The organism is Blattabacterium sp. (Nauphoeta cinerea), assembly GCF_000471965.1.
GTDB lineage: Bacteria > Bacteroidota > Bacteroidia > Flavobacteriales > Blattabacteriaceae > Blattabacterium.
On record NC_022550.1, the window covers coordinates 191,254 to 217,407 of the forward strand.

Annotated in this window: 32 protein-coding genes and 1 tRNA gene; 12 read left to right on the forward strand and 21 right to left on the reverse strand. The window is 25.3% G+C overall.

Annotated features, from left to right (window positions below):
• The first annotated feature begins 10 nt into the window (after positions 1-10).
• Positions 11-86: transfer RNA gene (locus K645_RS00915), tRNA-Val, on the forward strand.
• On the opposite strand, the gene miaA is transcribed toward K645_RS00915, so the two are convergent.
• The 8 genes from miaA to K645_RS00945 all read right to left on the reverse strand — a co-directional run bounded on the left by miaA (position 46) and on the right by K645_RS00945 (position 7,253).
• A complete protein-coding gene (gene miaA, locus K645_RS03140) occupies positions 46-978 on the reverse strand; it encodes a tRNA (adenosine(37)-N6)-dimethylallyltransferase MiaA (protein ID WP_022565004.1) in 933 nt (310 codons plus the stop codon). The genes K645_RS00915 and miaA overlap by 41 nt on opposite strands.
• Entirely contained in the window at positions 975-2,063 is a 1,089-nt protein-coding gene (gene aroC, locus K645_RS00920; RefSeq protein WP_022565005.1) for a chorismate synthase, read from the reverse strand. Before aroC ends, miaA begins: the two co-directional genes overlap by 4 nt.
• A gap of 5 nt (positions 2,064-2,068) precedes the next feature.
• A complete protein-coding gene (locus tag K645_RS00925) occupies positions 2,069-3,721 on the reverse strand; it encodes a DEAD/DEAH box helicase (RefSeq protein WP_022565006.1) in 1,653 nt (550 codons plus the stop codon).
• Between the two features lie 85 nt (positions 3,722-3,806).
• The gene (locus K645_RS00930; protein WP_255345058.1) at positions 3,807-5,111 is read right to left on the reverse strand and encodes an MATE family efflux transporter; all 1,305 of its coding nucleotides are present in this window, start codon (positions 5,109-5,111) and stop codon (positions 3,807-3,809) included.
• Positions 5,112-5,195: 84 nt separating this feature from the next.
• Positions 5,196-5,408, reverse strand: a complete 213-nt coding sequence (locus K645_RS03205) for a glycine cleavage T C-terminal barrel domain-containing protein (RefSeq protein ID WP_369750527.1) — start codon at positions 5,406-5,408, stop codon at positions 5,196-5,198.
• Positions 5,409-5,441: 33 nt separating this feature from the next.
• Positions 5,442-6,299, reverse strand: a complete 858-nt coding sequence (gene gcvT, locus K645_RS00935; protein ID WP_235043320.1) for a glycine cleavage system aminomethyltransferase GcvT — start codon at positions 6,297-6,299, stop codon at positions 5,442-5,444.
• 1 nt (position 6,300) lies between these two features.
• Positions 6,301-6,711 (reverse strand): 6-carboxytetrahydropterin synthase, encoded by a 411-nt coding sequence (locus K645_RS00940; protein WP_022565009.1) that lies wholly within the window; start codon positions 6,709-6,711, stop codon positions 6,301-6,303.
• Positions 6,708-7,253, reverse strand: coding sequence for an isopentenyl-diphosphate delta-isomerase (locus K645_RS00945; RefSeq protein WP_041936063.1), 546 nt, complete (start codon positions 7,251-7,253; stop codon positions 6,708-6,710). The genes K645_RS00940 and K645_RS00945 overlap by 4 nt, the downstream gene beginning before the upstream one ends.
• A 66-nt stretch (positions 7,254-7,319) precedes the next feature.
• On the opposite strand from K645_RS00945, the gene K645_RS00950 reads away from it, so the two are divergent.
• Both K645_RS00950 and K645_RS00955 read left to right on the forward strand, forming a co-directional pair.
• Positions 7,320-7,802, forward strand: a complete 483-nt coding sequence (locus tag K645_RS00950) for a hotdog fold thioesterase (RefSeq protein WP_022565011.1) — start codon at positions 7,320-7,322, stop codon at positions 7,800-7,802.
• On the forward strand, positions 7,786-8,838 hold the full coding sequence (locus K645_RS00955) for a chorismate-binding protein (RefSeq protein ID WP_022565012.1): 1,053 nt from the start codon (positions 7,786-7,788) through the stop codon (positions 8,836-8,838). Before K645_RS00950 ends, K645_RS00955 begins: the two co-directional genes overlap by 17 nt.
• Here the strand turns inward: K645_RS00955 and K645_RS00960 are convergent.
• Positions 8,815-10,122 carry an NAD(P)/FAD-dependent oxidoreductase gene (locus tag K645_RS00960; protein WP_041935992.1) on the reverse strand — a complete coding sequence of 436 codons (1,308 nt, stop codon included), beginning with the start codon at positions 10,120-10,122 and terminating at the stop codon, positions 8,815-8,817. The genes K645_RS00955 and K645_RS00960 overlap by 24 nt on opposite strands.
• Before the next feature lie 85 nt (positions 10,123-10,207).
• Between K645_RS00960 and K645_RS00965 the strand changes: the two genes are divergently transcribed.
• Positions 10,208-10,906, forward strand: coding sequence for a zinc metallopeptidase (locus K645_RS00965; protein WP_022565014.1), 699 nt, complete (start codon positions 10,208-10,210; stop codon positions 10,904-10,906).
• On the opposite strand, the gene K645_RS03145 is transcribed toward K645_RS00965, so the two are convergent.
• Genes K645_RS03145 through K645_RS00980 form a run of 4 tightly spaced genes read right to left on the reverse strand, consistent with a single transcriptional unit; the run spans position 10,907 to position 12,899 of the window.
• Positions 10,907-11,014 (reverse strand): 30S ribosomal protein THX, encoded by a 108-nt coding sequence (locus K645_RS03145; protein WP_022565015.1) that lies wholly within the window; start codon positions 11,012-11,014, stop codon positions 10,907-10,909. It abuts the gene before it with no gap.
• 9 nt (positions 11,015-11,023) lie between these two features.
• Positions 11,024-11,629 carry a dephospho-CoA kinase gene (gene coaE / locus K645_RS00970; protein ID WP_022565016.1) on the reverse strand — a complete coding sequence of 202 codons (606 nt, stop codon included), beginning with the start codon at positions 11,627-11,629 and terminating at the stop codon, positions 11,024-11,026.
• A 13-nt stretch (positions 11,630-11,642) separates the two neighbouring features.
• On the reverse strand, positions 11,643-11,942 hold the full coding sequence (gene yajC / locus K645_RS00975) for a preprotein translocase subunit YajC (protein WP_022565017.1): 300 nt from the start codon (positions 11,940-11,942) through the stop codon (positions 11,643-11,645).
• Between the two features lie 24 nt (positions 11,943-11,966).
• A complete protein-coding gene (locus K645_RS00980; RefSeq protein WP_041935993.1) occupies positions 11,967-12,899 on the reverse strand; it encodes a transcription antitermination protein NusB in 933 nt (310 codons plus the stop codon).
• A gap of 87 nt (positions 12,900-12,986) precedes the next feature.
• Here K645_RS00980 and K645_RS00985 point away from each other — a divergent pair, with 87 nt between their 5' ends.
• From K645_RS00985 to K645_RS00995, 3 genes are all read left to right on the forward strand, one after another.
• Entirely contained in the window at positions 12,987-14,711 is a 1,725-nt protein-coding gene (locus K645_RS00985; RefSeq protein ID WP_041935994.1) for an ABC transporter ATP-binding protein, read from the forward strand.
• Between the two features lie 80 nt (positions 14,712-14,791).
• Positions 14,792-15,187: a DUF3276 family protein gene (locus K645_RS00990; protein WP_022565020.1), complete on the forward strand. Its 396-nt coding sequence runs from the start codon at positions 14,792-14,794 to the stop codon at positions 15,185-15,187.
• Between the two features lie 77 nt (positions 15,188-15,264).
• Positions 15,265-15,816: an HAD family hydrolase gene (locus tag K645_RS00995; RefSeq protein ID WP_022565021.1), complete on the forward strand. Its 552-nt coding sequence runs from the start codon at positions 15,265-15,267 to the stop codon at positions 15,814-15,816.
• A gap of 141 nt (positions 15,817-15,957) precedes the next feature.
• On the opposite strand, the gene groL is transcribed toward K645_RS00995, so the two are convergent.
• The 7 genes from groL to pncB all read right to left on the reverse strand — a co-directional run bounded on the left by groL (position 15,958) and on the right by pncB (position 22,665).
• Complete coding sequence (groL, locus tag K645_RS01000; protein WP_022565022.1) at positions 15,958-17,601, reverse strand: chaperonin GroEL; 1,644 nt, start codon at positions 17,599-17,601, stop codon at positions 15,958-15,960.
• A gap of 52 nt (positions 17,602-17,653) precedes the next feature.
• Entirely contained in the window at positions 17,654-17,932 is a 279-nt protein-coding gene (gene groES, locus K645_RS01005) for a co-chaperone GroES (protein ID WP_022565023.1), read from the reverse strand.
• Between the two features lie 119 nt (positions 17,933-18,051).
• Positions 18,052-18,297 (reverse strand): preprotein translocase subunit SecG, encoded by a 246-nt coding sequence (gene secG, locus K645_RS01010; protein ID WP_041936066.1) that lies wholly within the window; start codon positions 18,295-18,297, stop codon positions 18,052-18,054.
• Positions 18,298-18,329: 32 nt separating this feature from the next.
• The gene (locus K645_RS01015) at positions 18,330-18,776 is read right to left on the reverse strand and encodes a hypothetical protein (protein WP_235043321.1); all 447 of its coding nucleotides are present in this window, start codon (positions 18,774-18,776) and stop codon (positions 18,330-18,332) included.
• Between the two features lie 34 nt (positions 18,777-18,810).
• The gene (locus K645_RS01020; protein WP_022565026.1) at positions 18,811-20,058 is read right to left on the reverse strand and encodes a sigma-54-dependent Fis family transcriptional regulator; all 1,248 of its coding nucleotides are present in this window, start codon (positions 20,056-20,058) and stop codon (positions 18,811-18,813) included.
• Between the two features lie 17 nt (positions 20,059-20,075).
• Positions 20,076-21,431, reverse strand: coding sequence for a tRNA (N6-isopentenyl adenosine(37)-C2)-methylthiotransferase MiaB (gene miaB / locus K645_RS01025; protein WP_022565027.1), 1,356 nt, complete (start codon positions 21,429-21,431; stop codon positions 20,076-20,078).
• Between the two features lie 64 nt (positions 21,432-21,495).
• Positions 21,496-22,665, reverse strand: a complete 1,170-nt coding sequence (gene pncB, locus K645_RS01030) for a nicotinate phosphoribosyltransferase (RefSeq protein ID WP_022565028.1) — start codon at positions 22,663-22,665, stop codon at positions 21,496-21,498.
• Positions 22,666-22,852: 187 nt separating this feature from the next.
• Between pncB and K645_RS01035 the strand changes: the two genes are divergently transcribed.
• From K645_RS01035 to K645_RS01055, 5 genes are all read left to right on the forward strand, one after another.
• Positions 22,853-23,125: an RNA-binding protein gene (locus K645_RS01035; RefSeq protein WP_041936067.1), complete on the forward strand. Its 273-nt coding sequence runs from the start codon at positions 22,853-22,855 to the stop codon at positions 23,123-23,125.
• A gap of 79 nt (positions 23,126-23,204) precedes the next feature.
• A complete protein-coding gene (dapA, locus tag K645_RS01040; protein WP_022565030.1) occupies positions 23,205-24,080 on the forward strand; it encodes a 4-hydroxy-tetrahydrodipicolinate synthase in 876 nt (291 codons plus the stop codon).
• 12 nt (positions 24,081-24,092) lie between these two features.
• Positions 24,093-24,599, forward strand: coding sequence for a ferritin (locus K645_RS01045; protein ID WP_022565031.1), 507 nt, complete (start codon positions 24,093-24,095; stop codon positions 24,597-24,599).
• Positions 24,592-25,128, forward strand: coding sequence for an outer membrane protein assembly factor BamD (locus tag K645_RS01050; RefSeq protein ID WP_022565032.1), 537 nt, complete (start codon positions 24,592-24,594; stop codon positions 25,126-25,128). Before K645_RS01045 ends, K645_RS01050 begins: the two co-directional genes overlap by 8 nt.
• Before the next feature lie 14 nt (positions 25,129-25,142).
• The gene (locus tag K645_RS01055) at positions 25,143-25,460 is read left to right on the forward strand and encodes a hypothetical protein (RefSeq protein WP_022565033.1); all 318 of its coding nucleotides are present in this window, start codon (positions 25,143-25,145) and stop codon (positions 25,458-25,460) included.
• Here the strand turns inward: K645_RS01055 and fsa are convergent, their stop codons facing one another.
• Positions 25,461-26,126, reverse strand: a complete 666-nt coding sequence (fsa, locus tag K645_RS01060; protein ID WP_022565034.1) for a fructose-6-phosphate aldolase — start codon at positions 26,124-26,126, stop codon at positions 25,461-25,463.
• Positions 26,127-26,154 lie beyond the last annotated feature (28 nt).

Sequence of the window (26,154 nt, forward strand, 5' to 3'; positions counted from 1 at the left end):
TAAAATTCTAGGGCAATTAGCTCAGTTTGGTTTAGAGCATCTGTTTTACAAGCAGGAGGTCACTGGTTCGAATCCAGTATTGCCCACATTTTTTATAATAAAATTAAATATTTTTTCTTTTTCTTTTGGATGAAACCATGTGATTGACGTATCTTTCTTATACCACGTCAGTTGTCTTTTTGCATATTTTCTAGTGTTCTTTTTTATTTTTTCTATGCTTTTATTTAAATCATTCTTCCCTTCGGAAAGAAATTCAAATATCTCTTGATATCCTATAGTTTTTAAGCTATTCAAATTTCTGTAATGATAATATAGCCTCGCTTCGTCTAATAAACCTATTTTTACCATGTAATCTACTCTATCATTTATTTTGGAATTAATTTCACACCTAGGTATTGTTAATCCTATTTTCAAAATTATAAAATTTCTTTTTTTTTTCTTATAAAAGAAAGAAGGATTTTTTCCTGTAGATTTTACAATTTCTAAATATCTAATTAAACGTCTGGGATTGCAAATATCTATTGATTCACCTGTTTTTTTGAATTTGAAAAATTCATTTTGTAAAAATGAAATACCTTTTTTTTGAAAATGATAAATTAAATGATTTCTAATATGAATCTGAATTTCAGGAAATTCAGATAATCCTTCTGTTACTGCTTTTTCATATAAACTAGATCCTCCTACCATAATCAATATGGAATGTTTTGTAAATAATTTTGAAATTTTTATTAAGGAATCTGTTTCAAATAATTTTGCATTATAAGTTTGATGTATACTTAAATGTCCGATAAAATGATGAGGGACACGACGTAATTCTTCTATAGTAGGCATAGAAGTTCCTATTTTTAATTCCTTATAAAATTGTCTAGAATCACAAGATAAAATTTCAGTTTTAAATTTTTCAGCTATAAATAAAGAAAGCTGAGTTTTTCCGACACAAGTTGGCCCTACAATAAAAATGAGAAATTTTTGATTCAATTTTTTGAAATTGAAGAATATTTAGATAATTTAGTGTACATCCAATAATCTGCTAAAACTAAAGCCGTCATAGATTCCACAATAGGAATAGCACGAGGTAAAACACAAGGATCATGTCTTCCTTTTCCTTCCATAAGGATGAAATTTCCATATTTATCTATAGTTTTCTGTTTTTTCATTATTGTAGCTACAGGTTTAAATGCTATTCTAAAATAAATATCCATTCCATTTGAAATGCCCCCTTGTATCCCTCCTGATAAATTTGTTTTGGTTCTTCCATTTTTTTGAAATAAATCATTGTGCTGAGAACCAGTTAATTTAGTTCCATTAAATCCACTTCCGTATTCAAATCCTTTGACAGCATTAATGGAAAGCATAGCTCTTCCTAATTCAGCATGTAATTTTTCAAAAACAGGTTCTCCAATACCTATTGGTACATTTTTAATGACACAAGTAATAATTCCTCCTATTGTATCTCCTTGATTTTTTATTTTTTTAATTTTACATATCATTTTTTCCGCAATCTTTGGATCAGGACATCTTATAGGATTTTTTTCTATTGATTCTCTAGATAAATCTAATTCTTGATAAGATTTATTTACAGATATGTCCCCGACAGAAGAAACATAAGATATAATTGTAATATTTTTTATTAATTGTTTAGCGATAGCTCCAGCTACTATTCTACATGTTGTTTCTCTTGCAGAAGAACGCCCCCCTCCTCTGTAATCTCTTATTCCATATTTTTTTTCATAAGTAAAATCTGAATGTGATGGACGATAAACTTCTTGAAGATGATTATAATCATCAGATTTATGATCTTGATTATAAATAACAAATCCAATGGGTGTTCCTGTTGTTTTATTGTCAAAAATTCCAGATAAAAAATTCACTTCATCAGGTTCATTTCTTTGAGTCACTATGGATGATTGGCCAGGTTTTCTTCTATTTAATTCATATTGAATTTCTTTAAAATTCAATTTTATTCCTGCTGGACATCCATCAATAATCCCACCTAATGCTATTCCATGGCTTTCTCCAAAAGTACTAACTCGAAATAAATTTCCGAAAATGTTACCTGCCATAAATTTTAGTTTTTAATTTCTATCGAAATAGGTCTTCCCATATGATTGATTTTGCTCATTCCTATTAATATTTTCTTTCTATAACGTTTTTCCACTTCAAATAGTGAAAAATTTGATAAAATTTCTATATGTCCAATATTAATATGTGAATTATTAACAGCTTGGTTGATTAAATTGATCAATCTTAATTTTGTCAAATTATCTTTATATCCTATATTCAAAAAAAGTTTTGAAAAAAATTCTTTTTTTGATTTTTTTATTTTTGACTTTGATAAAATTCTTTTCTTATTGTATAAGAAGTTATAATTCTTTTGATAAGAAAAAGAAATAGGATTTAAATCTTTGGAATTCTTATAAGAATTTATAAAATGATGAAATCCTATCCAGGAAAAACGTTTAATTAATTCTCTTTTATCAAGAAATTCTAAATTTTTTTGTATTTCAGGAAGAAATTTTTTCATAAGTTTTTCATCTACAACTACTTTTTTTACCTTATCTACAAAATAGAATAGTTGTTTTTCGCATATTTCTTCTCCAGTAGGAACCATAATACGATCAAAATTTTTTCCTATTTTTTTTTCAAATTCTTTTAAATTTCTAATTTCTTTAGTTTGAATAATACAAACAGAAATTCCTTCATTTCCAGCTCTTCCAGTACGACCACTTCTATGGACATAAGTTTCACTTTCCTTCGGAAGATTATAATGAATAACATGAGTAATATTATTCACATCTAATCCACGAGCGGCAACATCTGTTGCTACAAGAAATTGTAAATTTCTATTTCGAAATCTATTCATAACAGATTCACGTTGTGTTTGCGAAAGATCTCCATATAAAGCATCAGCATTATAACCATCTTTAATTAAAAATTCAGCTATTTCTTTAGTTTCTTTTTTTGTACCACAAAATATGATCCCATAAATATCAGGATTGATGTCAACAATTCTTTTTAGAGCTAAATATTTTTTATTAAAATTTTCTATTATATAATAAACATGTTTAACATCATCGGGCCCTATATTTTTTTTTCCTGTGATAATTTCTACAGGATCTATTAAATATTTATGAGCAATTCCGTTCATATATTTAGACATTGTTGCTGAAAATAAAAGACTTTGTCTTTTTTTTGGTAATTTTTCTACTATGTAATCTAATTCATCTTTAAATCCCATGTTCAACATTTCATCCGCTTCATCAAGCACTAAATATTGAATTCCATCAAAAAATAATTTTTTTCTTTTGATTAAATCAATAACTCTTCCTGGAGTTCCTACTATAATATGAATTTTATTTTTTAAAGATTTTATTTGAGAATTGATATTCGCTCCTCCATATAAAGAAACAATTTTTATAAACGATGAAAATTTTGAAAAACGACAAAGATCACGTGTTATTTGTATACATAATTCTCTTGTAGGGCATAAAATCAAAGCTTGAGGAAAAGTGGACTTAAAATTTAATTTTTGAATAATTGGCAATCCAAAAGCAGCTGTTTTTCCTGTTCCAGTTTGAGCCAATGCTATAACATCTTTTTCTGAAGACAACAAAAAAGGAATTACTTTTTCTTGTATTTGGGTTGGATACTTAAAACCAATATCTTCTATAGCTTGAATTATATTATCGTTAAAAAAATTATATTCTTTAAATGTTTTCATACAAAGAATAGTAAAAATACTATTAAAATTTTTCTTATTTGTTGCATAACAAATATAGATATTTAAATACGAACTTATATAAATACTAAATGTTTATTGTATTTTTTTTTATGAGTCTTTTAATTACAGTATTATATCTTATAAATAGTAACATAGCGGATACAGTTAATCCTACCCCTAACCCAATCCATACTCCTGTTCCCCCCATTTTAATAGATAGAAACCATGCTGTAGGGATAGCAATAATCCAATAGGAAAAAAAACTAATCCACATGGGGATATGAACGTCTTGTAATCCTCTTAATGCTCCTAGAATGATTCCTTGTAATCCATCTGATAATTGAAATAAGCTGGCAATCACAATCATTTTCTCCGCTAATTTAATAACTTCATCATCATTTTTTATATAAATGTAAGGGATAGAACTTCTAAAAAAAAGAAAGAAAAAACTACAAATTAACATAAAAATAATTCCCATAAAAAAAATAGATTTTCCTATCCTTTTTAATTCTAAATAATTTTTTAAAGCAAACTGGTTTCCTATTCTAATTGTAGCAGTTACAGAGAGGCCTGTACTAAGAAGAAAAGTGGAAGAAACTAAACTAATAACTATTTGATGAGCAGCTAATACTTTAATTCCACATTTTCCTGATATAAAAGAAGAAATAGCAAAAGCACTTACTTCAAATAACATCTGTAATCCAGAGGGGATTCCTATTTTTAATATTTTTTTTACCATATTTTTTTTTAAAAAAAAATATTTTAGTTGATTGTAATAATTCTGTACTTTTTTGTATTTATGCAATAAAATAAAAATCCCTATTAACATAATAATACGAGAAATTAAAGTCGCATAAGCTACACCAACAGTTCCTAATTTTGGAAAACCATATCCACCGTAAAGAAATACATAATTCAGTACAATGTTAAAACAAGCGGAGATCCAAGTTATAATCAATCCAGGAAATACTATAGATAATCCTTCTGAAAATTTTCTAAAAACCTCGAATATCATCCAAGGGATAAAAGAAATAGATACTATTCTCAAAAAAGAAATGGTCTCATTCAATATGTTTTCAGGTTGTCCTAAATAAGGAAAAACATAACAGAATATATGTATCAATCCATACATAAATACAGATAAAAAAAAATTGAGAATTAATCCATGATGGAAAATGACAGCCCCTTTTTTATATTCTTGTTTTGCATCTACAGATGCAATTAAAGAAGAAATTCCTGTAGATATTCCTAATCCAAAAATAATTGTAATAAAAAAAACAGCATTAGCTAATGAAACTGAAGCTAAAGCTTGTTTTCCCAAAACCCCAACCATCATATTATCAGATAATCCTATACATATTGCACCTAATTGTGTAAAAAATACAGGAATAGCTAATAAAAAATTTTTTTTAATATGTTTTAAATATATTATGTTTTTTTTTTGATAGAACTATAATTTTATATTTTGAAACATTCAGTTTTGAATTTTAACAAAAGGCAATTTAACTGTTTTGATGGAAATCTTTTTTTTTCTTATAATAACAAATATTTTATTTGTTTTTATTTTATTTATTAAATATCCTAATCCAATACTTACCTTTAAAACTGGAGAATACCCTCCAGAAGTGACATAACCAATAGTTGTTTCATTCTCATCTATTAATAAATGTCCTTGTCTCGGAATTATATTTTTTTTTCAATAATAAAGGATATAAATTTCTTATGTTTTTTTCTTTTTTTGTTTTTGTAATATTTTTTTTGCTATAAATTTTTTTTCAAATTTAATTATCCAGGATAAATTCGCTTCTATCGGGGTTATTTCTTCAGAAAGATCTTGTCCATACAAACGATACCCCATTTCTAATCTCAATGAATTTCTACTAGCTATCCCGCAAGGGATTATTTTAGATTTTCCTATTTCTAGGATATCATTCCATATTTTTTCCACATTTTCATTGGATACATAAATTTCTATTCCTTTAGATCCTGTATATCCTGTACAAGAAATTAATACATTTTTTATTCCAGAAAATTCTCCTATTTCAAAGTGGTAGTAAGAAATTCTATTTAATGGAATATTTGTTAATTTCTGAGCATAAAATAAAGATAAAGGTCCTTGTATAGCTAAAAGAGAATATTCTAGAGAAGTATCTATCAATTCTATATCGCAATATTTTTTAATATGATCATTTATCCATTTTTTATTTTTTTCAATATTAGTTGCATTAACTATTAGCAAAAATTTATTTTCCAAAATTTTATAAATAACTAAATCATCTATAATCCCCCCATTATCATTAATTAAACAAGTATATTGAGCTTGTCCAATTTTTATTTTACAAATATCATTTGTCGTTAGATATTGAATAAATTCTCCGGAATGTTTTCCTTTCAAAATCAATTTTCCCATATGACTCACATCAAAAATTCCAGCATGATTTCTTACAAACATATGTTCTGTTAATGAAGATATATATTGAAGAGGCATGTAAAATCCAGAATAGCAAATCATTTTAGCACCCAACCGGATGTGATTATTAAATAAAATTGTTTTTTTTATAAAATTTTTATTCATCATTTTATTTTCCGTTATATTCAACAAAATTATTCTTTGTCTCGTACAAAGTTATTTTTAAATCTAAATTAGAAGATATTTTTTTATTTATTTTATCCCATATGAAAATAGCTATATTTTCTATAGTAGGATTGATAGATGAGAATTCTTGAATATCTAAATTCATATTTTTATGATCAAAAATTCTTTCCACCTCATCATAAAGAATATATTTCAGTTTTTGTAAATTAAAAACAAATCCAGTTTCTGGGTCTATCTCTCCTGTAAGACTTATAATATATTCGTAATTATGTCCATGATAATTTGAGTGTGCACATTTTCCAAATATTTCAATATTTTTTTTATAATTCCAATGATCATTGTAAAGTCTATGTGCCGCACTAAAATATCCTTTTCGATTTATGGTTGCTATCATATTTTAATACATTTCAATTGACTTAAATAATTTTTAATAATAATTTTTAACCAAATGGTATAGGAATCCGGATAAACATAAATATTTTCAATTAATTCATTTAATGACATCCATTTCCAATTATCTACCTCTTGAAAATTTATAATTGGAGATTTTTCATAGTACCCAACGAAAACATAATCTAATTCGTTTTCTATTAAACCATTACTTAAAAGTTCATGATAAATAAAACTAAATTTTTGTTCTAAAAAACAGTCAAAACCCATTTCTTCTATTAAACAACGATGCGCTGCTTTTAAAAGAGACTCATTTCTTCTAGGATGACTACAACAAGTATTAGTCCAAAGTAAAGAAGAATGATATTTATTTGAAGATCTTTTTTGTAGCATTAAATTGTTTTCTAGATTAAAAATAAAAACAGAAACAGCACTATGTAACAATCCTTTCATATGAACTTTTTCTTTTTTTTCAAATCCTATAATCTGGTTTTTCATTCCTATTAAAGGAATAAGATCTTCATTATCTTTTCTTTTTATTTTCATATTCATATTTTATTTATTTCTTTAGCTTTTTTTTGAAAAGACAAAATAATAATAATGTAAATTAGTATGATAAGTAATTGTCTTTGTTTTTTTTTGTTTATGAAAAAAAAAATTCAAAAATTATTAAATGAATTGAATAATTTTAAAAAAAACACATTAATAAATATAATGCAAATTCAATTTATTTTTTTATCTCCTAAATTAAACACTCTGATAGCAAAAATGCCTGTAAATCATAAAGTTTATCAACCTTTTGGATATCTTCATGGAGGGGCCACTATGATTCTAGCTGAAAGCGTTGGAAGTTCTATTTCTTTTATAAACATTAAAAACGAAAAAAAAAACAATTTTCATGTTTTTAGTATTGAAGTTTCTGCAAATCACGTTCGATCCATGAAAAAAGGAATTTTGTTTGCCCAAGCTAAAATTTTTCATAAAGGAAATACTTTGCATTTTGTTCAAGTTAATATTTTTGACGAAAAAAAAAATATCATTAGTTTTTGTAAACTAACCAATATCATAAAAATAAACTATGTCAATAGAAATTAGTGTTTTTTCTCTATACAAAAAAATTATAAAAAATTATTATAAGCATAATAATTTTATTATTTTTAAAAAACCCTATGATAAGAAGATATTTTTTTATTCCCATTATGATCGCAACTCTATAATCGGAAATTTTTTTTTAATTCAAAATTTTAATCAAGATTATACCATAAAAATATACCCAAAACAAATATATCATGTGAATATACAAGGATTTTATAAAAAACAAAATTTTCATTCTTCTTTTTGGGAAGAAAATTCTTCTTTTTTGACGTATTCTTATAGATATCAAAATTTGATAGAAAAAGCTATTAGAAATATAAAAAAAGGGTTTTTTAAAAAAGTCGTTCTATCCAGATATCTAAAAATTTCTTTTCGAAATTTTCACTTTAAAAATACATTCATAAAATTAATTTGTACTTATCCCAATGCTTTAATTAGTTTTTGGTATGATTTTCGTCATGGATTTTGGATGGGATGTTCTCCAGAATTGCTAATGAAATGTTATAACAATAAATTAAAAGTTTCATCTTTAGCAGGAACAACTTGGGAAAAGAATAAATGGACTAAAAAAGAAATAGAAGAACATAAAATTGTAACAAGATATATTCTTGATATACTCAAATCTTATGAAGGCGCTATTTATATAAAAAATACTAAGACTATAAAAATAGGGTATTTAAAACATTTAGAAACCCCAATTCATTTTTTATTTGATGATAAGCCTGATTATTATGACGTATTAAATCGTTTATACCCAACTCCTTCTATATGTGGGTTTCCAAAAAAAGAGTCTTTAGATTTTATTCATAAAAATGAAGGATATAAAAGAAATTTTTATACTGGATACATCGGGACAGTAAATCAGAATAGCATGGAATTATATCTTAATTTAAGATGTGTAAGAATAAAAAAAGATAAAAAAGAAATAACTTTGTATGCTGGTAGTGGAATTACTATAGATAGCAATATTCATCAAGAATACATAGAAACAGAAAATAAAATCAAAAGTATTTTATCTCAACTTATTTTCAAATAATTTTTTTTTTCTATGAAATGGTCTTATAATTAGACGTACACTTTTATTATAATGAAAATATTGAATAATCCAATTTGTTAAAGCTATCACCCGATTTCTGAAACCTACTAAACTGATCAAATGAACAAACATCCAAACAATCCATGCCAAAAATCCTTTTAGTTTTAAATAAGGAAAATCACATACAGCTTTATTTCTACCAATAGTAGCCATAGAACCTAAGTTTTTATAAATAAAAGGTTTTATGTTTTGATTATCATCTGAAAAACAATTAAAATTTTTAGCTAAATAATTTCCTTGTTGGATAGCCGGTTGAGCCGTCATAGGATGACCATTCGGATAATGTTTATTTTCATTCATATAAGCAACGTCTCCAATCGCAAAAATATTTTCATATCTCTTAGCTCTAAGATAGGGATTGACTAAAATTCTATTTCCTTCCATATCTTCTTTTAAAAATCCCTTTATAATAGCTCCTTTTACTCCTGCAGCCCATATTACATTAGAAGATTCTATTTTTTGATCTTTTTCCATAAAAACTATTTCTCCATCATAGTCTTTGACCAAACAATTTAACCAAATAATAACACCTAATTCTTTTAGATTTTTATAGGCTTGTTTAGCGGATTCTTTAGACATTCCATCTAATAATCTAGAAGTAGCTTGTAATAAGTGAATGTTCATATATCGTATATCTAAATCAGGATAATCATGTGGCAAGATATATCTTTTCATTTCAGCTAAAGCTCCAGCTAATTCAACCCCAGTAGGTCCTCCTCCTACAATAACAAAAGTCATAAGTCTTTTTTTCTCCTTATCATTTTTTGTTAATAAAGCAGATTCAAAATCTTGTAAAATAAGACTTCTTAAATTTAAAGCTTCTGGAATTGATTTCATAGGTAAAGCAAAAGATTCAATATTTTTATTTCCAAAATAATTAGTGACAGATCCTGTTGCCATAATTAAATAATCATAGGATAAACACCCTACATTTGTATAAATTTTTTGTTCTTTTGTATTAATATAATGAACAAAAGCTAATCTAAAGAAAAAATTTTTTGTTTTTTTAATAATATTTCTAATAGAATGCGCTATAGAATCTGGTTCTAACCCTGCTGTAGCTACTTGATATAGTAAAGGTTGAAAAGTATGATAATTATTTTTATCTATAAGAACTACTTGAAACTTATCTCTTCTTAATTTTTTCGCTACTTGTAATCCAGCAAAACCAGCACCAATAATAACGACTCTTTTTAGGTGATTTACTTTTTGCGGTATATTCATAGTCAAAAGTTTGACATATAAGCTAATTTATATATATTTTCATTTTAATTGATAAATTAATAATTTTGTTTAAAAATAGATTTTTATGACTTACTATTTTATTATAGGAACTACTTTTTTAGCAAGTGTTATTGTTAATGCAATATTAAAAAATAAGTTCAGGGCTTACTCAAAACTTTATTTACACTCACATATGAGTGGAAAAGAAATAGCAGAAAAAATGTTAATAGATCATGGGATATCTGATGTTCATATTCTTTCTGTGGAAGGAGAATTGACTGATCATTATAATCCTATTAATAAAACAATTAATTTAAGTGAAAAAGTTTATAACGACAGAACTGCTGCTTCTATTGCAATAGCGGCTCATGAATGTGGTCATGCTTTGCAACATAGGTTAGGTTATCATTTATTAAAATTACGAAACCATTTAGTCCCCATTCTAAATTTCAGTTCTAAATTTGTAAATTTAGCAATAATGTCTGGATTAACTATTTTTTATAGTTCAGGAGGAAAAGATTCTTTCATCCTAAAATTAGGAATAGGATTATTTTTTTTAATTGTGGTTTTTTCTTTTATTACATTACCAATAGAATTGGACGCAAGTAATAGAGCTTTGACTTGGATTAGAAATAAAAATATAGTAAATCATCAAGAATACAATAAAGCAAAAGAATCACTAAATTGGGCAGCGATGACTTATGTAATTTCTGCCTTTGGTAGTTTAGCTCAATTGGTCTATTTTTTGTCTTTTATTACTGGAAAAAAAGATGAACATTTTTAGTTATTTTTTTTCTTTTTTTTTATTAGCATTTCTTGGATTCGGACGAAGATTTCCATAGGTTTTGTTTCTTATTTTTCCTCTTCTAGTTTTTTTATCTCCTTTTCCCATGTTTGTTGATTATATGATTAGTTTTTCTAAAGATTCATGTACTCTATCTGCTTCATTTTTTAAATGATATGTGGATAAGTAATTTTTAATTATCAGGTTTGATTTTTTTTCTCTTTTCCTATTAGACATTTGATTTTTTAAACGATCTATAATTTGATTTTCATTTAAATTATCTCTTTTTATTATTCTTTCAATCATGTCTTTTTTGTGTGAAATTATAGTGATAATAAAATCACATTCTTTGTAACTTCTACTTTCAAACAATATAGCCGATTCTTTTATTACATATGTAGCTTTCTTTTGGGTGGATATCCATTGTTTAAAGTCAAGTGATATCCATGGATGGACAATACTACATAACAATTTCAACGCCATAGAATTTTTGAAAACTATTTTTGATAAAAAAGTTTTATTTATTTTATTTTTTTTATAAGAATCTTGACCAAAAAATTTTATAATATTTTTTTTTATAACTTCTATTTGATTCATTAATATCTTTCCTCTTTGATCTGAGGAATAAACAGGAATTCCTTTTTTTTTAAAAAAAGAAGAAAATAAACTTTTTCCAGATCCTATTTTCCCTGTTATTCCTATTAATTTTATTTTTTTTGTCATAATCTCATTACTATTATTTATTATTAGTATAACGTAATTGGGTTAATTCTTTTGAAATTGTATTTTTTTCAAGTTTTATTTTTCCTGTAATAGTTTCTAGTATACAAAAATTATCTGTTATATCTATAATTTTTCCATGTATTCCTGAATTTGTCACTATATAATTTCCTTTTTTTAAATTTTCCTGAAACTGTTTTTCAATTTTTTGTTTTTTAATTTGAGGACGTATCATAAAAAAATAAAATATAATAAAAATCAACACAAACATACAAATAGTGTTTGCAATAGAATTTTGTTGTAATGAAAAAAACATATATAATTATTTTAGTTAGACACTTTACATGAGTCCTTTTCCTATTTTCAATATTTTATTTTTTTTATATAAAAATTTAAATATTTGATCTAATACTCCATTAATAAAAATTTTACTTTTTTCCATACAAAATATTTTTGTAATTTCTATATACTCATTCATAGTTGCTTTAGGAGGTATATTTGGAAAATATAAAAATTCACAAATAGCCATTTGCAATATAATTAAATCTATAATTGCTATTCTTTTTATATCCCAATTATTTGATATATTATTAATTAAATTATTAAATTCTTCTTTATGAAAAATTGTATTTCTATATAAATCGATAATAAATTTTTTATTTTCATCATTATTATAAATATTATATAATTTGAAATTTTGAGGGGTAGAGTGATTAATAAATTGTAAAGTTTTACATACCATATTATGAGCAATATACAGATCTTCTTCTCCATGAAAAGAATATAAATCTTCTATGTATTCTATTAATTTTTTATTCGGTATAACAAAATTTTTATAACATTTTATTATAAATTTTTTTTCTTCTTCAAAAGAAGAACGAGGTTTTATAGAATATTTTTTATCGAAATTTGATTTTTTCATTTCTTGTAACAAGATAAAAATATATTTATCTTGTTGATTCCATAAAATTTTTACAAAATTTTTTGTATAATGATATTCTTTTATTAAATATTTATTTTTAGATAAAATTTTTATTACTGAGTTAGATGCAATTTTTTTTATGATATTTGTTTTATTCTTATCACATGAATATTTTTTTAAAGCATTTTCTCTAATTTTTAAGATTGAATAAAGAAGAAAAATATATAAATGATGTAACAATTCAATACTTCTAAGTAAATTTTTTTCAACTTTATTTGAATCCATTTTAGATAAATGTTGAGCATATAAAAATTGTAAACTTCTTATTCTAAAGTGTCGTCTTATTGACATTTTTTTTGTAATAATGTTGATTTTTTTTATGCACGACAAAATTTTTTGTACAATTATATAAATAAAAAATCAAACTTAATATGTTATATGGGGGGTTTATTTGCTTTTAGCAAAAGATATTGTCAAAAGTACAAATTACGTTTGTGTATAGGATTTTTATTAATTATAATATCAAATATTTTAACACTGCTTCCTATTCCTTATATAGGAAAATCTGTTAATACTATCAAAAATTTATTTACAAACTTTTCAAATACATCATCTTTAAAGAAAGATATTTGCATTTATACTAGTATTATATTAATAGTTCCAATTATAGGTGGATTTGTCAAATATCATATGCGACAATGTATAATTACTACATCTAGAATGATTGAATTTGATATAAAAAACGAAATTTTCTCACATTATCAAAAATTAAGTTTGTCTTTTTATAAAAAAAATTCTACAGGAGATTTAATGAATCGTCTTACAGAAGACGTTTCTTTTATCAGACAATATATAGGTCCTGGAATAATGTATTTTTTAAATCTTATAATTCTTTTTTTTATGGTTTTTATGCAAATGTTGCGTATTAATAAAATACTGACTTTTTATGTTATGTTACCTATACCTATTCTTTTTATTTCTGTTTATTATATTAGCGTTTATATTACTAATAAAAGCGAAGAAGTTCAAAATATTCAATCTCTTATCTGTTCTTTTATACAAGAAACTTTTTCAGGGATTCACATTATTAAATCATTTGTTTCAGAACCTTTTTTTCAAGAAAAACATAGAAAAATTATATTGAAATATCAAAAAAAAAATATAGAATTAGCTAAAATTGATACTATATTATCTTCTGTCATTATATTTTTTATAGGGACTTGTCATTTATTAATCCTATTTTTTGGAGGAAAAAAATATTTTGAAGGGGAAATAAAAGAAATTGGAACTATTGCTGAATTTTTCACATATATAAATGTTTTAATTTTCCCTTTTATTATATTGGGATGGGTAGTTTCTATTTCAGAAAGAGCTAAAGTATCGCAAATTCGCATTAGTGAATTTTTGAAAGAAAAACCTGAAATATTAAATAATAATCTGATTAAAACAAAAATTTTTGGAAAAGTTCAATTTAAAAATGTAAGTTTTTTTTATTCTAAAAAAAATAGAAATCTTCATTATAAAACAATCAATCAAATATCATTTACTCTAATGAAAGGAAAAACTTTAATTCTAACAGGAGAAACAGGATCAGGAAAAACAACTGTAGGAAGACTAATATCTCGTTTATATGATCCGTATCAGGGAAAAATATTGATAGATAATTTATCGCTAAAAAATCATAATTTATATTATTTTAGAAATAACATTGGTTATGTTCCTCAAGAATCTTTTCTTTTTTCGGATTCTATTTATAATAATATAGCTTTAGGAAGTGTTAATGAAGCTACTCCATTGAAAGTATATGATGCCGCTAGAATAGCTATGGTAGAAAATGATATACTGAATTTTAAAAATGGATATGAAACTATTGTAGGAGAAAGAGGAATCACTTTATCTGGAGGGCAAAAACAAAGAATATGTATAGCTAGAGCTATTATAAGAAATCCTAAAATTATTATATTTGATGATAGTTTTTCTGCTATAGATCAAAGAACCAGAAAATTAATGATTTATTATATCCAGGAAAAAATGAAACATAGCACTATTATTATCATAACTCATGATACTTCTTATGTTTCTGATTTTGATTTATTTATTGTATTAAAAAATGGAAAAATATTAAAAATAAAAAATTATAATGATCATAATATTTTTGGATGAAAAATTTATTTTGAAAAAAAATAGTATAGACCGTTTTTTTTGTTTAGATTTGCTTTAATAGGATTATAATATTTTTTGAAATGGACGAAAAAGAAAATATAAAAGAAAGAAATGAAATTTGTTCACGTACTCTAAAAACTGGGAGCCGGACTTATTTTTTTGATGCAAGAGAAACAAGAGCTGGGGATTATTATTTAACAATAACTGAAAGTAAGAAAAATTTTACTGAAACAGGAGAAGTTACTTATAAGAAACACAAAATTTATTTGTACAAAGAAGATTTTTCAAAATTTCAAAGTATACTTGATGATATGATTCGATTTATTATTAATGAAAAAGGAAGAGAAGTTATCTCAGAACGTCATCAAAAAGATTTTAAAAATCATACTACATATAATCAAGAAATTAAGGATGGACAACAAAAAAAAACATCAGAGATAAAAAATTTTACAAATATTAACTTTGAAGATATTTAAATAATTTTTTGAATCATTGAAATTATTTGTAATCAAAAATAAATGGGTTGTTTGTTTTTTATGTTTAATGGGAATATATGAAAAATTATATAAGTATAATGAATGATATTGATACTTTCATATTTGACGTGGATGGAGTATTGACAGACTGCACTTTAAATTTATTTCCAGATGGAAATATGGTTCGACGAATGTTTGCTAAGGATGGATATGCTATGCAATTGGCAAAAAAAAAAGGATATAATTTATGCATCATTACAAGAGGATCAGATTTAATGGTTTTTAGACGTTTAAGAGGGTTAAATATTCGTTATATTTATCAAGGAGTTGATAATAAAAAAAAATACTTAGATGAATATTGTAATACTTTAAATATTACTAAAAGAAAAGTTTTATATATGGGAGATGATATTCCTGATATTGAAATTATGAAATCTGTAGCTTTACCTTGTTCTCCAATAGATGCGGTTCAAGAGGTAAAAGATATTTCTAAATATGTTTCTCCAAAAAAAGGTGGAAGAGGATGTGTAAGAGATGTTATTGAAAAAACTCTGAAAATACAAAAAAAATTGGTTTTAGTAACAAAAAAAATAGTGTCTTTATTTAAGTACACTATTTTTTTACTTTAAACAAATAATAGTCATTCTATTACTATCATACCTAAGTAAAATAAAACTTAAAAAGTTTAAGGTTTTAAGTTAAAAACTAAAAAATAAAGTGTTACTTTAAGTTAAGTACACTATTTTTTTTTACAAACAAATATGCATTCATTACATCATACCTCCCATTCCTCCTCCTCCAGCTCCTGGCATCGGAGGTGCAACATTAGGTTCATCTTTCTTTATTTCTGTAACAACACATTCAGTAGTTAACAACATTCCTGATACAGAAGCAGCATTTTCTAACGCTACTCTAGCCACTTTAGTGGGATCTATAATTCCTTCCACTATCATATTTTTGTATTCTCCAATTTTGGCATCATATCCAAAATCCCTTTTTCCTTCCGCTACTTTAGCTACAACTACAGAACCTTCTCCTCCTGCATTGGAAACAATTTGTCGCAATGGCTCTTCGAGAGATCTTCTTACTATTTGTATTCCAGTATCTTGATCTACATTATCTCCTGTTGTATTATCTAAAGATTTAATGGCACGAACTAAAGCGACCCCACCTCCTGCTACTATGCCTTCTTCGACAGCAGCTCTTGTAGCATTCAATGCATCATCCACACGATCTTTTTTTTCTTTCATCTCAACTTCAGATGCGGCTCCAACATAAAGAACAGCTACCCCACCAGCCAATTTTGCAAGACGTTCTTGTAATTTTTCTTTATCATAATCTGATGTTGTAGTTTCTATTTGAGCTTTAATCTGATCTATGCGTGCTCTTATATCTTTCTTATTTCCTCCTCCATTAACTATAGTAGTATTATCTTTATCTATAATCACTCTTTCTGCTTTTCCTAACATGTGTAATTTTACATCTTCCAATTTACTTCCTGTTTCTTCAGAAATAACAGTTCCTCCTGTCAAGATAGCAATATCTTCTAGCATAGCTTTTCTTCTATCACCAAACCCAGGAGCTTTAATAGCTGCAACTTTCAAAGTACCTCGTATTTTATTAACAACCAGTGTTGCTAATGCTTCTCCTTCCACCTCTTCAGAGATTATTAATAGAGGTTTTCCGGATTGAGCTACAGGTTCTAATATGGGCAATAAATCTTTCATTGCTGCTATTTTTTTATCAGATAATAAAATTTGAGGTTGATCAAATTCTGTTATCATTTTTTCAGTATTTGTAACAAAATAAGGAGACTGATAACCTCTATCAAACTGCATACCTTCAACCACATCTACAGATGTATCTGTTCCTTTCGCCTCTTCAACAGTAATAACTCCTTCTTTCCCTACTTTTTCAAAAGCATCAGCTATCAAAGCTCCAGTTTTTTCATCATTATTTGCAGAAATAGAAGCAACTTGTTTTATTTTCTCTGTATTCCCTCCTACTTCTCTAGATTGTCTTTTTAGATCCTGTATAACTACTTCCAATGCTTTATCTATTCCTCTTTTTAAATCCATAGGATTGGCTCCAGCCGCCACATTTTTTAATCCTTCCCTAACAATAGCTTGAGCTAATACAGTAGCAGTTGTAGTTCCATCTCCAGCTACATCATTCGTTTTGGATGCAACCTCTTTAACCATTTGAGCCCCTAGATTTTCTATAGGATCTTCTAATTCTATTTCTTTAGCTACTGTTACTCCATCTTTAGTCACTTGAGGCCCTCCAAAAGATTTTTGTAATACAACATTACGACCTTTTGGACCCAAAGTCACCTTTACTGCATTTGCTAGTGCATCTACTCCTTTTTTTAATTTATCTCTTGCTTCAATATCAAATTTAATATCTTTTGCCATAATTTTTTAAATTTTAATGAATTTTGACCTTATTAAAAGTTTAGTTGAAATATCATATAATAGCTATAATATCAGACTCTCTCATAATGAGATATTCTTCTCCTTCCCATTTTAATTCTGTACCAGAATATTTACCATACAAAACTCTATCTCCTTCTTTTAAACTCATAGGTTCATCTTTCTTTCCTTTCCCTACTGCTATTATAGTTCCTTTTTGTGGTTTTTCTTTTGCTGTATCAGGAATAATAATACCTGAAGCAGTTTTTGTTTCAGCTGGATCAGGTTGCACAAGAACTCGATCTGCTAAAGGTTTAATCTTTACTTCCACCATATTATAAATAATTTTAAGGTTAACGGTTATAATCGTTCATAGCCAAAAACATGCCAAATGAAAAAAAATTTATTTTTTATTTGTTAAATAAATATTTAATGTCATTATGGCACATTTATTTAATATTTTGATTTTAATAAAAAATTGAAAAATAAAATTAGAAAAAATATGATAATAGATAAAAACCAAGTCACATTTTCTAAAAATGTGTTTGTTCTTTTCACACCAAAAAATCTAAAATTTTTTTCCATAAAAGATTGATGAATACTTTCTCTTTTAGGATTTTGTATCAAAATTACTAATGTAAGCAAAAGACATATTATGATGATAAAAAAACAAAATATAATTATAGATATATTTTCCATATCATTTACTATTTTTATTTTATCAAATGATTTTACCAATCATTACGGAAATCATCAAATATTTTTTGATACACCTGTATCGTTAATTTCTCTATGATTTTATCAATAACTTCTTTTGGAAAAAGATCTTTTTTATTATTTTTGAATATCTCAGATACGACAAAAGATTTTTCCCAATTTTTTTCCGGTTCATAAATATCTTTGTATGATATTTTTGCAGTTACTTTAATTTTTTTTAACTGCTGATTTTCAACTGGAATAATTGCATAATTTAAAAATACACCTTCCAAAATAACATCTCCATTTTTTAATGCTAAATTAGCAGGACTATGTTTCATGATATAATTTTCAATACTTTTTTTGAAATCAAAAGAAATGGATCTTCTAGGTATATTTACCACCTCTGAAATATCTCCTATTTCTATTGTTTTTTTAGTATCAAAAAATAAAGATGAATAATAACAACTATTAAATGTCATATAAAATATAAAAATCAAAATGACCAAAAATTTTTTATAACCCATATTGTTTAATTTTTCTATATAATGTTCTTTCTGAAATTCCTAATTCTTTTGCAGCTTTTCTTCTTTTCCCATTATTTTTTTTCAAAGCCTTTTGAATAAATTCTATCTCTTTTTTCTCTAAAGAAAAAGAAGATAGTTCATTTTTAGATAAATCTTCTTCTACTTCTTCATAATCTAAATCGTCTTCAGATTTATATATATCTTCCAATTGAAAAATTGAATCATCTCTGTTATTATGAATTATTTTTCCAAAAACTTTTTCTAAAAGTTGTTGATTTTTTTCAATAAATCTAGTATTAGAATCATTTTTAATAAACTGAAAGATAATATTTTTTAAATCGTTTAAATTTTTTTTCATATCAAATAAAATTTTATAAAGAAAATCTCTTTCTCTATCATGAAAAGATGATTCTATTACATTCTGATTAGAAAAAGATATTGATGGAATATTTTCTGGAATATATTCTTTTAATTTTTCCACAGAAATTACACGTTCAGTCTCTACTACAGAAATTTGTTCTGTAAGATTTTTTAATTGTCTAATATTACCAGGCCAAGAATAATTCTCCAAATATTTTAAAGATTCTTCAGTCAATGTCACTGGAGGCATATTATATTTTTCTGCAAAATCATTGGAAAATTTTTTAAATAAAAATTTAATATCCTTTTTACGAAAACGTAAAGGAGGAACATTTATTTGTACTGTATTTAGACGATAATATAAATCTTCTCTAAATTTTCCTTTTTGTATAGATTCTGTCATATTTAAATTAGTGGCAGCAACCACACGTATATTAGTTTTTTGGATTTTAGAGGATCCTACTTTTATAAACTCTCCAGATTCCAATATCCTAAGAAGACGTACTTGCGTAGTTAAAGGCAATTCTCCTACTTCGTCTAAAAATATAGTCCCCCCATCTGCCCCTTCAAAATAACCTTTTCGCATACTTATAGCACCAGTAAAAGAACCCTTTTCATGTCCAAAAAGTTCACTATCAATAGTCCCTTCTGGAATAGCCCCACAATTTACTGCAATATAAGCATGATGCTTTCTACAAGAATATTGATGAATAATTTTTGGAATAAATTCTTTTCCGACTCCACTTTCACCAAGAACTAATACTGAAATATCGGTAGGTGCTACTTGGATCGCTTTTTCTATAGCTCTATGTAGAGCATAATCATATCCAATGATTCCAAATTTTTGTTTTATTTTTTGGATAAAAACGGATTCCATGTTTTATTTTTTTTACATCATTTGTAGGGTTTTCCTATTAAAGTTGCAGATGTAGTATCTATAATTTTTACATATGATATATCTCCTATATTTAGTGATTCTTTAGGAAAGACTACAACTAAATTTTGTGTATTTCTTCCATACCAATATTGATTATTTTTTTTTGATACTCCTTCTATTAAAACTTCTTCTATTTTACCTAAATGTTCTTGCATCCTATAAAAGGAATGATTTCTTTGTAAATCAATAATCTCTCTGAGTCTATTTTTCTTTATATGTTCAGGAACATTGTCTTTTAATTTCCTGTAAGCATAAGTACCAGGTCTTGGAGAATAAGAAAACATATAACCATAATTATATTTGATTTCATTCATCAAATTTATGGTATCTTGATGATCTTCTTCATTCTCATTACAGAATCCACTAATAATATCATGAGATATAGAGCATTCAGGTATAATATCTTTGATTTGTTTAACTAAAAGAAGATATTTTTCCCGTGTATATTTTCTATTCATTAATTTTAATATTTTGTTGCTTCCAGACTGAACAGGTAAATGAATATGTTTACAAATATTTTCATGTTTAGAAATTACTTTTAACACTTCATTAGACATATCATGAGGATTAGATGTAGAAAATCTAATTCTCATAAAAGGAACTTCTTGAGCTATAAGATCCAAAAGTTTGGAAAACTCTACAATATTTTTAGGTTTTTTAGGCTTATTTTCTTCATTTTTTTCTTCCCATACATAAGAATCTACATTTTGTCCTAAAAGTGTTATTTCTTTATAACCATTTTGATATAAACGTTTACATTCCTTTATTATGGAATATGGATCACGACTTCTTTCTCTTCCTCTAGTAAAAGGGACAATACAAAATGTACACATATTGTTACAACCTCTTGTTATACTTAAAAAGGTAGTTATTTTATTATGATTCTGTTTGTTTGAATTTATTAAACTTATATCTGCATAAGTTTCATTGTTTTTAACAGTGGAAAAATATTGTTTCCCCTCCATAGAAGAATAAATAAAATTAGGGATTTCTCTGTAAGAATCTGGCTTAACAAAAAAATCTACTATTTTTTGGTGTATAAAAAAATTTTTAATTGTTTTTGAAAAACATCCTATGATTCCAATCCAAATTCTTTTCTTTTTTTTAAGAAATTTTAATTGTTCCAGTCTTTTTTTTAGAGTGAATTCTGCTTTTTCCCGAATAGAACAAGCGTTTAATAATATTATGTCGGACTTCTCTAAATTTTTAGATAAAAAAAAACCATTATTTAACAAAATAGAAGTAATAATATCACTATCAGATATGTTCATTTGACAACCATAATTTTCAATATAAAAATTTTTATTTTTCATATATATATTTTTTCAATAAAAATACATAATGTCATTATGACATAAATAAATAAAAATTCATTTTTTATATATGAAGAATTTTTTTAGCTAAAAAAATCATATTTTTTTTTCCTGTAGATTTTTCTTTAACATTAGAAAGTTTAACGACTGATATCCATTTTTCTTCCGGAAGTGCTTTTACCATTTTTATGACCATATTCATGGAAGGAAGACCGACATCATTAGTAAAATTAGTTCCTATTCCAAAATAAGCATTTATTTTATTTTTACAAAAAGAAGAAATAGAAGCAACTTTACATGGATCAAGATTATCTGAAAATATAATTTTTTTTCTTATAGGATTTATTTTAAATTTTTTGTAATGTTTAATAGTTTCTTTAGCAAAAAAAATAGGATCTCCGCTATCATGTCTCACTCCTTTAAAAAGGTTTGAAAGTTTTTCATTAAAATTTTTAAAAAAAATTGGAGAAGTATATGTATCAGATAAAGCTATCCCTAATTTTCCTTTATAAATATTTAACCAATTTTCCATAGCCAAGCGATCTGCGATGTTTAAACCATATTTTGCTGCATGAAACATTATCCATTCATGTCCTTGTGTTCCTATTGGTTTTATTGAAAAAATATGAGAAAGATGAACATTGCTACTTCCCATGAAAAATGGAAGCCCTTCTTCTATTAATGTTTTTAACACTAATTTATGGACTTTATAAGAATATCTTCTTCTTGTTCCATATTCTCCAATTCTAACTTTTAATTTTTTATATTTTTTAATTTTTCTTTTGTTATATTTTATTTTTTTTTCTGATATTTTTTCAGCTCCTGTTAATCTATAATATAATTCAGATATAATAGCCATCAAAGGAACTTCCCATAAGATAGTACTGCTCCATAAACCTTCTATATACATTTGTATATTTTTTCCTTTTTGAAATATATTAACCTCTTTTGGATTATATTGATATTTTTTTAAAAAATCTAGATAAGAAGAATCTAAATAAGGACAATTTTTTTCTAAATAAATTCTTTCTTCTTCCGAAAGTTTTAAATAAGCCATTTTATTTAAATTTTCTTCCAGAATTTTATCAAAATTTTTAGGAAAAGAATGCCGTCCTCTATTTATAAATTCATATTTAGCTTTAGCTAAAGGAAATAATTTAATTACAGCATTTTGCATTGTAAACTTATAAAAATCATTATCCAATAAGGATGATACAATAGAAGAATTATTCATTATAGTTATTAAAAAAAATTTTCAATATTAATACAAAAAATTTCCAAATTTTATTTGAGATTTTTTTCTTATAATAATAAAATAAATCATTATTTAAAATTCCTTTTATATTATATTAAGTAATATATTTTTCTTTTTTAGAAAAAATATTTCTCTAAATTTGCTTTTAAAACAATTTATTTTCAATATGGACAACACGAAATTATACGTAGGAAATTTATCTTACGATATGACAGAACAAGAGTTAAAAAACTATTTCGAATCTGTAGGAGAAGTGACTCACGCCAAAATAATTTTTGATGAATCTACATCAAATAAAAAAAGTAAAGGATTTGGATTTATAGAAATGTCTAGTGAAGAAAATGCTAAACAAGCTATAGAAAAATTAAATGGAACAGAGTTTATGGGTCGAAATATTATTGTATCTGCAGCTAGACCAAGAGCAAAAAAAGATTATTAATTCTTATTTCTCCTTTATATGTTGGACGCTTACATCTGTAAATTATTATTAAATCAACATGAAATAAAAATTATATTCTATGAAAAAATTATATGGGACAGGTGTAGCGTTAGTTACTCCTTTTAAAAAGGATGGAAAAATTGATTTTAATGGACTTGAAAAGCTTGTGAAATATGTTGTAAATAATAATGTCGATTATTTAGTCACATTGGGTACTACAGCGGAAACAGCTACTTTAAGAAAGGAAGAAAAATGGGATATTGTAAAATGCATTCAAAGGGCCAATTATAAACAACTTCCTTTAATATTGGGATTAGGAGGAAATAATACAGAAAATGTTATAAAAGAAATAAATAGCATAAAAAATTTATCGGATTTTTATGCTATTCTTTCAGTTTCTCCTTATTATAATAATCCTTCTCAGGAAGGGATATATCAACATTTTAAATCAATTGTAAATCAGACAGAAGCAGATATTATTCTTTATAATGTTCCTAAAAGAACAGGTTCTAATATTATGCCGGATACTGTTTTACGTTTAGCCTATGATTTTAAAAATATAATAGGTATAAAGGAAGCTTCTGGAAATGTTTTACAATCTTATAAAATTTTAGAGAATAAACCCCAAAATTTTAGTGTCATTTCAGGAGATGATTTTATAACTTTGCCTGTTATATTAGGAGGAGGAGAAGGGGTAATTTCTGTGATTGCTCAAGGATTTCCTGATGAAATTTCTAATATGGTGTCTCTAGCAAGGGACAACAATGTAAAAAAAGCTTTTTCCATTTTTTATAATATTATTGAAATAATAGATCTTATTTATGAAGAAGGAAATCCTACAGGAATTAAAACTTTTTTAGATATAATAGGAATATGCAATTCATATGTGAGATTACCATTATTAGTGGGCACTCCATCTTTAAGAAAAAAGATGTTACTTTTATTAAAAAAATAAAAAGTATATGATATGTTTAGTGAAAAAATACAAAAAGAATTAACAAAACAGTTGAATAGAGAATCAGAATCTTCTCAATTATATTTGTCTATGGCATCTTGGGTTGAGAGGAAAGGTTATGAAGGAGTATGTGAATTTTTATATGATCATTCAAATGAAGAAAGAATTCATATGTTGAAATTGATTAGATATATCAATAAAAGAGGAGGAAATGCTATTTTGAGTACTGACAGTATGTTGATTAAAAATATTACATATTTATCCTTAAAAGAATTATTTATGAAATTATTTGAACATGAAAAAACAATTTCTAAAGAAATAAATCTTTTGGTAGAAACTTCTTTGCAAGAAAAAGATTATTTTACATATAATTTTCTGCAATGGTATGTTAAAGAGCAAATTGAAGAAGAAAGTTTAATTAAAATGATTTTAGATAAAATAGAGTTAATAAAAGAAGATAAAGGGGGGTTATATTTATTTGATAAAGACATGAAAAATTTTCATAAAAATTTTGAATAGAATTATTTTTTTTGTATCAGTATTATCAATTGCCATCCTTCATAAAGGATGTTCTATACATACAGGTTTTTTTGAAAAAAAATTAGTTTTATCGAAAGATAAAATTTTGTTTGAAAAAGGAAAACGTTATTCTCTTTTGTCTCCAAATTTCGATTTGGATCAAACAAAAACTAAGATAGCAATTGAAACATTTAATCAGTTTATCAAGGAATATCCTGATAGTTCAAAAGTAAAAGAAGTTTATAATTTACTTTATAAGTTATTAAATAAAATCGAAAAAAAGGATTATAACATTGCTAATTATTATTTTTTGATACGTAAATATCAGTCTTCTTTGATTTACTTTCAAGATTTTATTAAAAATTTTCCAAAAAGCTATTTAAAAGAAGATGCTATGTATAAAATTTGTATATGTCAACATAAACTCAGTAATAGAAAAAATTTTCTAAAATCATACGATGAGTACATAAAAAATTTTCCATATTCTTCTAATGTAAAAAAATTAGGAATTTTATATAAAAAATTATAACGATTGTAACTTGTATGAATTTTTTAAGAGATATTGATGCTCCAATAAATACAGAAACTGTAGATTGTATTCAACTGGAAAAAAAATCAGGAAAGAATATATATGAAACTATATGCATTTTAGAAAAAATAAGTCAGAAAATCTTTAATAAAATTAAAGAAGATTTATATGCTAAATTGGAGGAATTTAATCCTATGAATATGAATAAAAATAATTTAGAAGAAATTTTTGAAAATAAAGAACAAATTGAGTTATCAAGATTATATGAAAAACTACCAAAATCTACATCTATTTCTATTCAATATTTGATGAATGGGAAAATAAAAATTTAATCATTTATTTATTTTTCTATGGAAATCTTTTATAAATTTATCTAATCCTATGTTAGTTAATGGATGATTCAACAAAGAATAAATAACATTCAGAGGAGAAGTTATGGCATATACTCCAATTTTAAAACATTCTACGATATGTAAAGGATGACGTATAGAAGCTGCTAATATTTTGGTTTCAAAGGAATAATTGTCATATATACTTTTGATTTCTTGTATTAAATTCAAACCGTTATAAGATACGTCATCTAATCTACCTACGAATGGAGAAACATAAGTGGCTCCAGCTTTTGCTGCTAAAATAGATTGTCCTGTAGAAAAAATAAGAGTAGAATTAGTTTTAATTTTTTTCTGGGAAAGATATTTAATAGTCTTAATTCCATTTTTTGTGATAGGTATTTTTACCACAATTTTGGGGTGTAATAAAGCCAGTTTTTCCCCTTCTTGAATCATATCAGTATAGTTACTACTGATAACTTCTGCACTCATATTTTCATCATTTTTCAAACGTTTACATATAGATATATAATGTTCATAAATTTCTTTATGACTAAAAAGAGATTCTTTTGATATCAAAGATGGATTTGTGGTAATTCCATCTAACATTCCTAATGATCTTGCTTCATCAATTTCTTTTAAATTAGCTGTATCTATAAAAAACTTCATAATTATATGTTATATATCAATATGAACA

Coding starts and splice junctions, on each gene's coding strand:
- aroC (WP_022565005.1), bottom strand. CDS start 2,063: ATGGCAGGTAACATTTTCGGAAATTTATTTCGAGTTAGTACTTTTGGA.
- K645_RS00925 (WP_022565006.1), bottom strand. CDS start 3,721: ATGAAAACATTTAAAGAATATAATTTTTTTAACGATAATATAATTCAA.
- gcvT (WP_235043320.1), bottom strand. CDS start 6,299: ATGATGAATAAAAATTTTATAAAAAAAACAATTTTATTTAATAATCAC.
- K645_RS00940 (WP_022565009.1), bottom strand. CDS start 6,711: ATGATAGCAACCATAAATCGAAAAGGATATTTTAGTGCGGCACATAGA.
- K645_RS00945 (WP_041936063.1), bottom strand. CDS start 7,253: ATGAAAATAAAAAGAAAAGATAATGAAGATCTTATTCCTTTAATAGGA.
- K645_RS00950 (WP_022565011.1), top strand. CDS start 7,320: ATGATAAGTAATTGTCTTTGTTTTTTTTTGTTTATGAAAAAAAAAATT.
- K645_RS00955 (WP_022565012.1), top strand. CDS start 7,786: ATGTCAATAGAAATTAGTGTTTTTTCTCTATACAAAAAAATTATAAAA.
- K645_RS00960 (WP_041935992.1), bottom strand. CDS start 10,122: ATGAATATACCGCAAAAAGTAAATCACCTAAAAAGAGTCGTTATTATT.
- K645_RS00965 (WP_022565014.1), top strand. CDS start 10,208: ATGACTTACTATTTTATTATAGGAACTACTTTTTTAGCAAGTGTTATT.
- K645_RS03145 (WP_022565015.1), bottom strand. CDS start 11,014: ATGGGAAAAGGAGATAAAAAAACTAGAAGAGGAAAAATAAGAAACAAA.
- coaE (WP_022565016.1), bottom strand. CDS start 11,629: ATGACAAAAAAAATAAAATTAATAGGAATAACAGGGAAAATAGGATCT.
- yajC (WP_022565017.1), bottom strand. CDS start 11,942: ATGTTTTTTTCATTACAACAAAATTCTATTGCAAACACTATTTGTATG.
- K645_RS00980 (WP_041935993.1), bottom strand. CDS start 12,899: ATGTCAATAAGACGACACTTTAGAATAAGAAGTTTACAATTTTTATAT.
- K645_RS00985 (WP_041935994.1), top strand. CDS start 12,987: ATGGGGGGTTTATTTGCTTTTAGCAAAAGATATTGTCAAAAGTACAAA.
- K645_RS00990 (WP_022565020.1), top strand. CDS start 14,792: ATGGACGAAAAAGAAAATATAAAAGAAAGAAATGAAATTTGTTCACGT.
- K645_RS00995 (WP_022565021.1), top strand. CDS start 15,265: ATGAAAAATTATATAAGTATAATGAATGATATTGATACTTTCATATTT.
- groL (WP_022565022.1), bottom strand. CDS start 17,601: ATGGCAAAAGATATTAAATTTGATATTGAAGCAAGAGATAAATTAAAA.
- groES (WP_022565023.1), bottom strand. CDS start 17,932: ATGGTGGAAGTAAAGATTAAACCTTTAGCAGATCGAGTTCTTGTGCAA.
- secG (WP_041936066.1), bottom strand. CDS start 18,297: ATGGAAAATATATCTATAATTATATTTTGTTTTTTTATCATCATAATA.
- K645_RS01015 (WP_235043321.1), bottom strand. CDS start 18,776: ATGACATTTAATAGTTGTTATTATTCATCTTTATTTTTTGATACTAAA.
- K645_RS01020 (WP_022565026.1), bottom strand. CDS start 20,058: ATGGAATCCGTTTTTATCCAAAAAATAAAACAAAAATTTGGAATCATT.
- miaB (WP_022565027.1), bottom strand. CDS start 21,431: ATGAAAAATAAAAATTTTTATATTGAAAATTATGGTTGTCAAATGAAC.
- pncB (WP_022565028.1), bottom strand. CDS start 22,665: ATGAATAATTCTTCTATTGTATCATCCTTATTGGATAATGATTTTTAT.
- K645_RS01035 (WP_041936067.1), top strand. CDS start 22,853: ATGGACAACACGAAATTATACGTAGGAAATTTATCTTACGATATGACA.
- dapA (WP_022565030.1), top strand. CDS start 23,205: ATGAAAAAATTATATGGGACAGGTGTAGCGTTAGTTACTCCTTTTAAA.
- K645_RS01045 (WP_022565031.1), top strand. CDS start 24,093: ATGTTTAGTGAAAAAATACAAAAAGAATTAACAAAACAGTTGAATAGA.
- K645_RS01055 (WP_022565033.1), top strand. CDS start 25,143: ATGAATTTTTTAAGAGATATTGATGCTCCAATAAATACAGAAACTGTA.
- fsa (WP_022565034.1), bottom strand. CDS start 26,126: ATGAAGTTTTTTATAGATACAGCTAATTTAAAAGAAATTGATGAAGCA.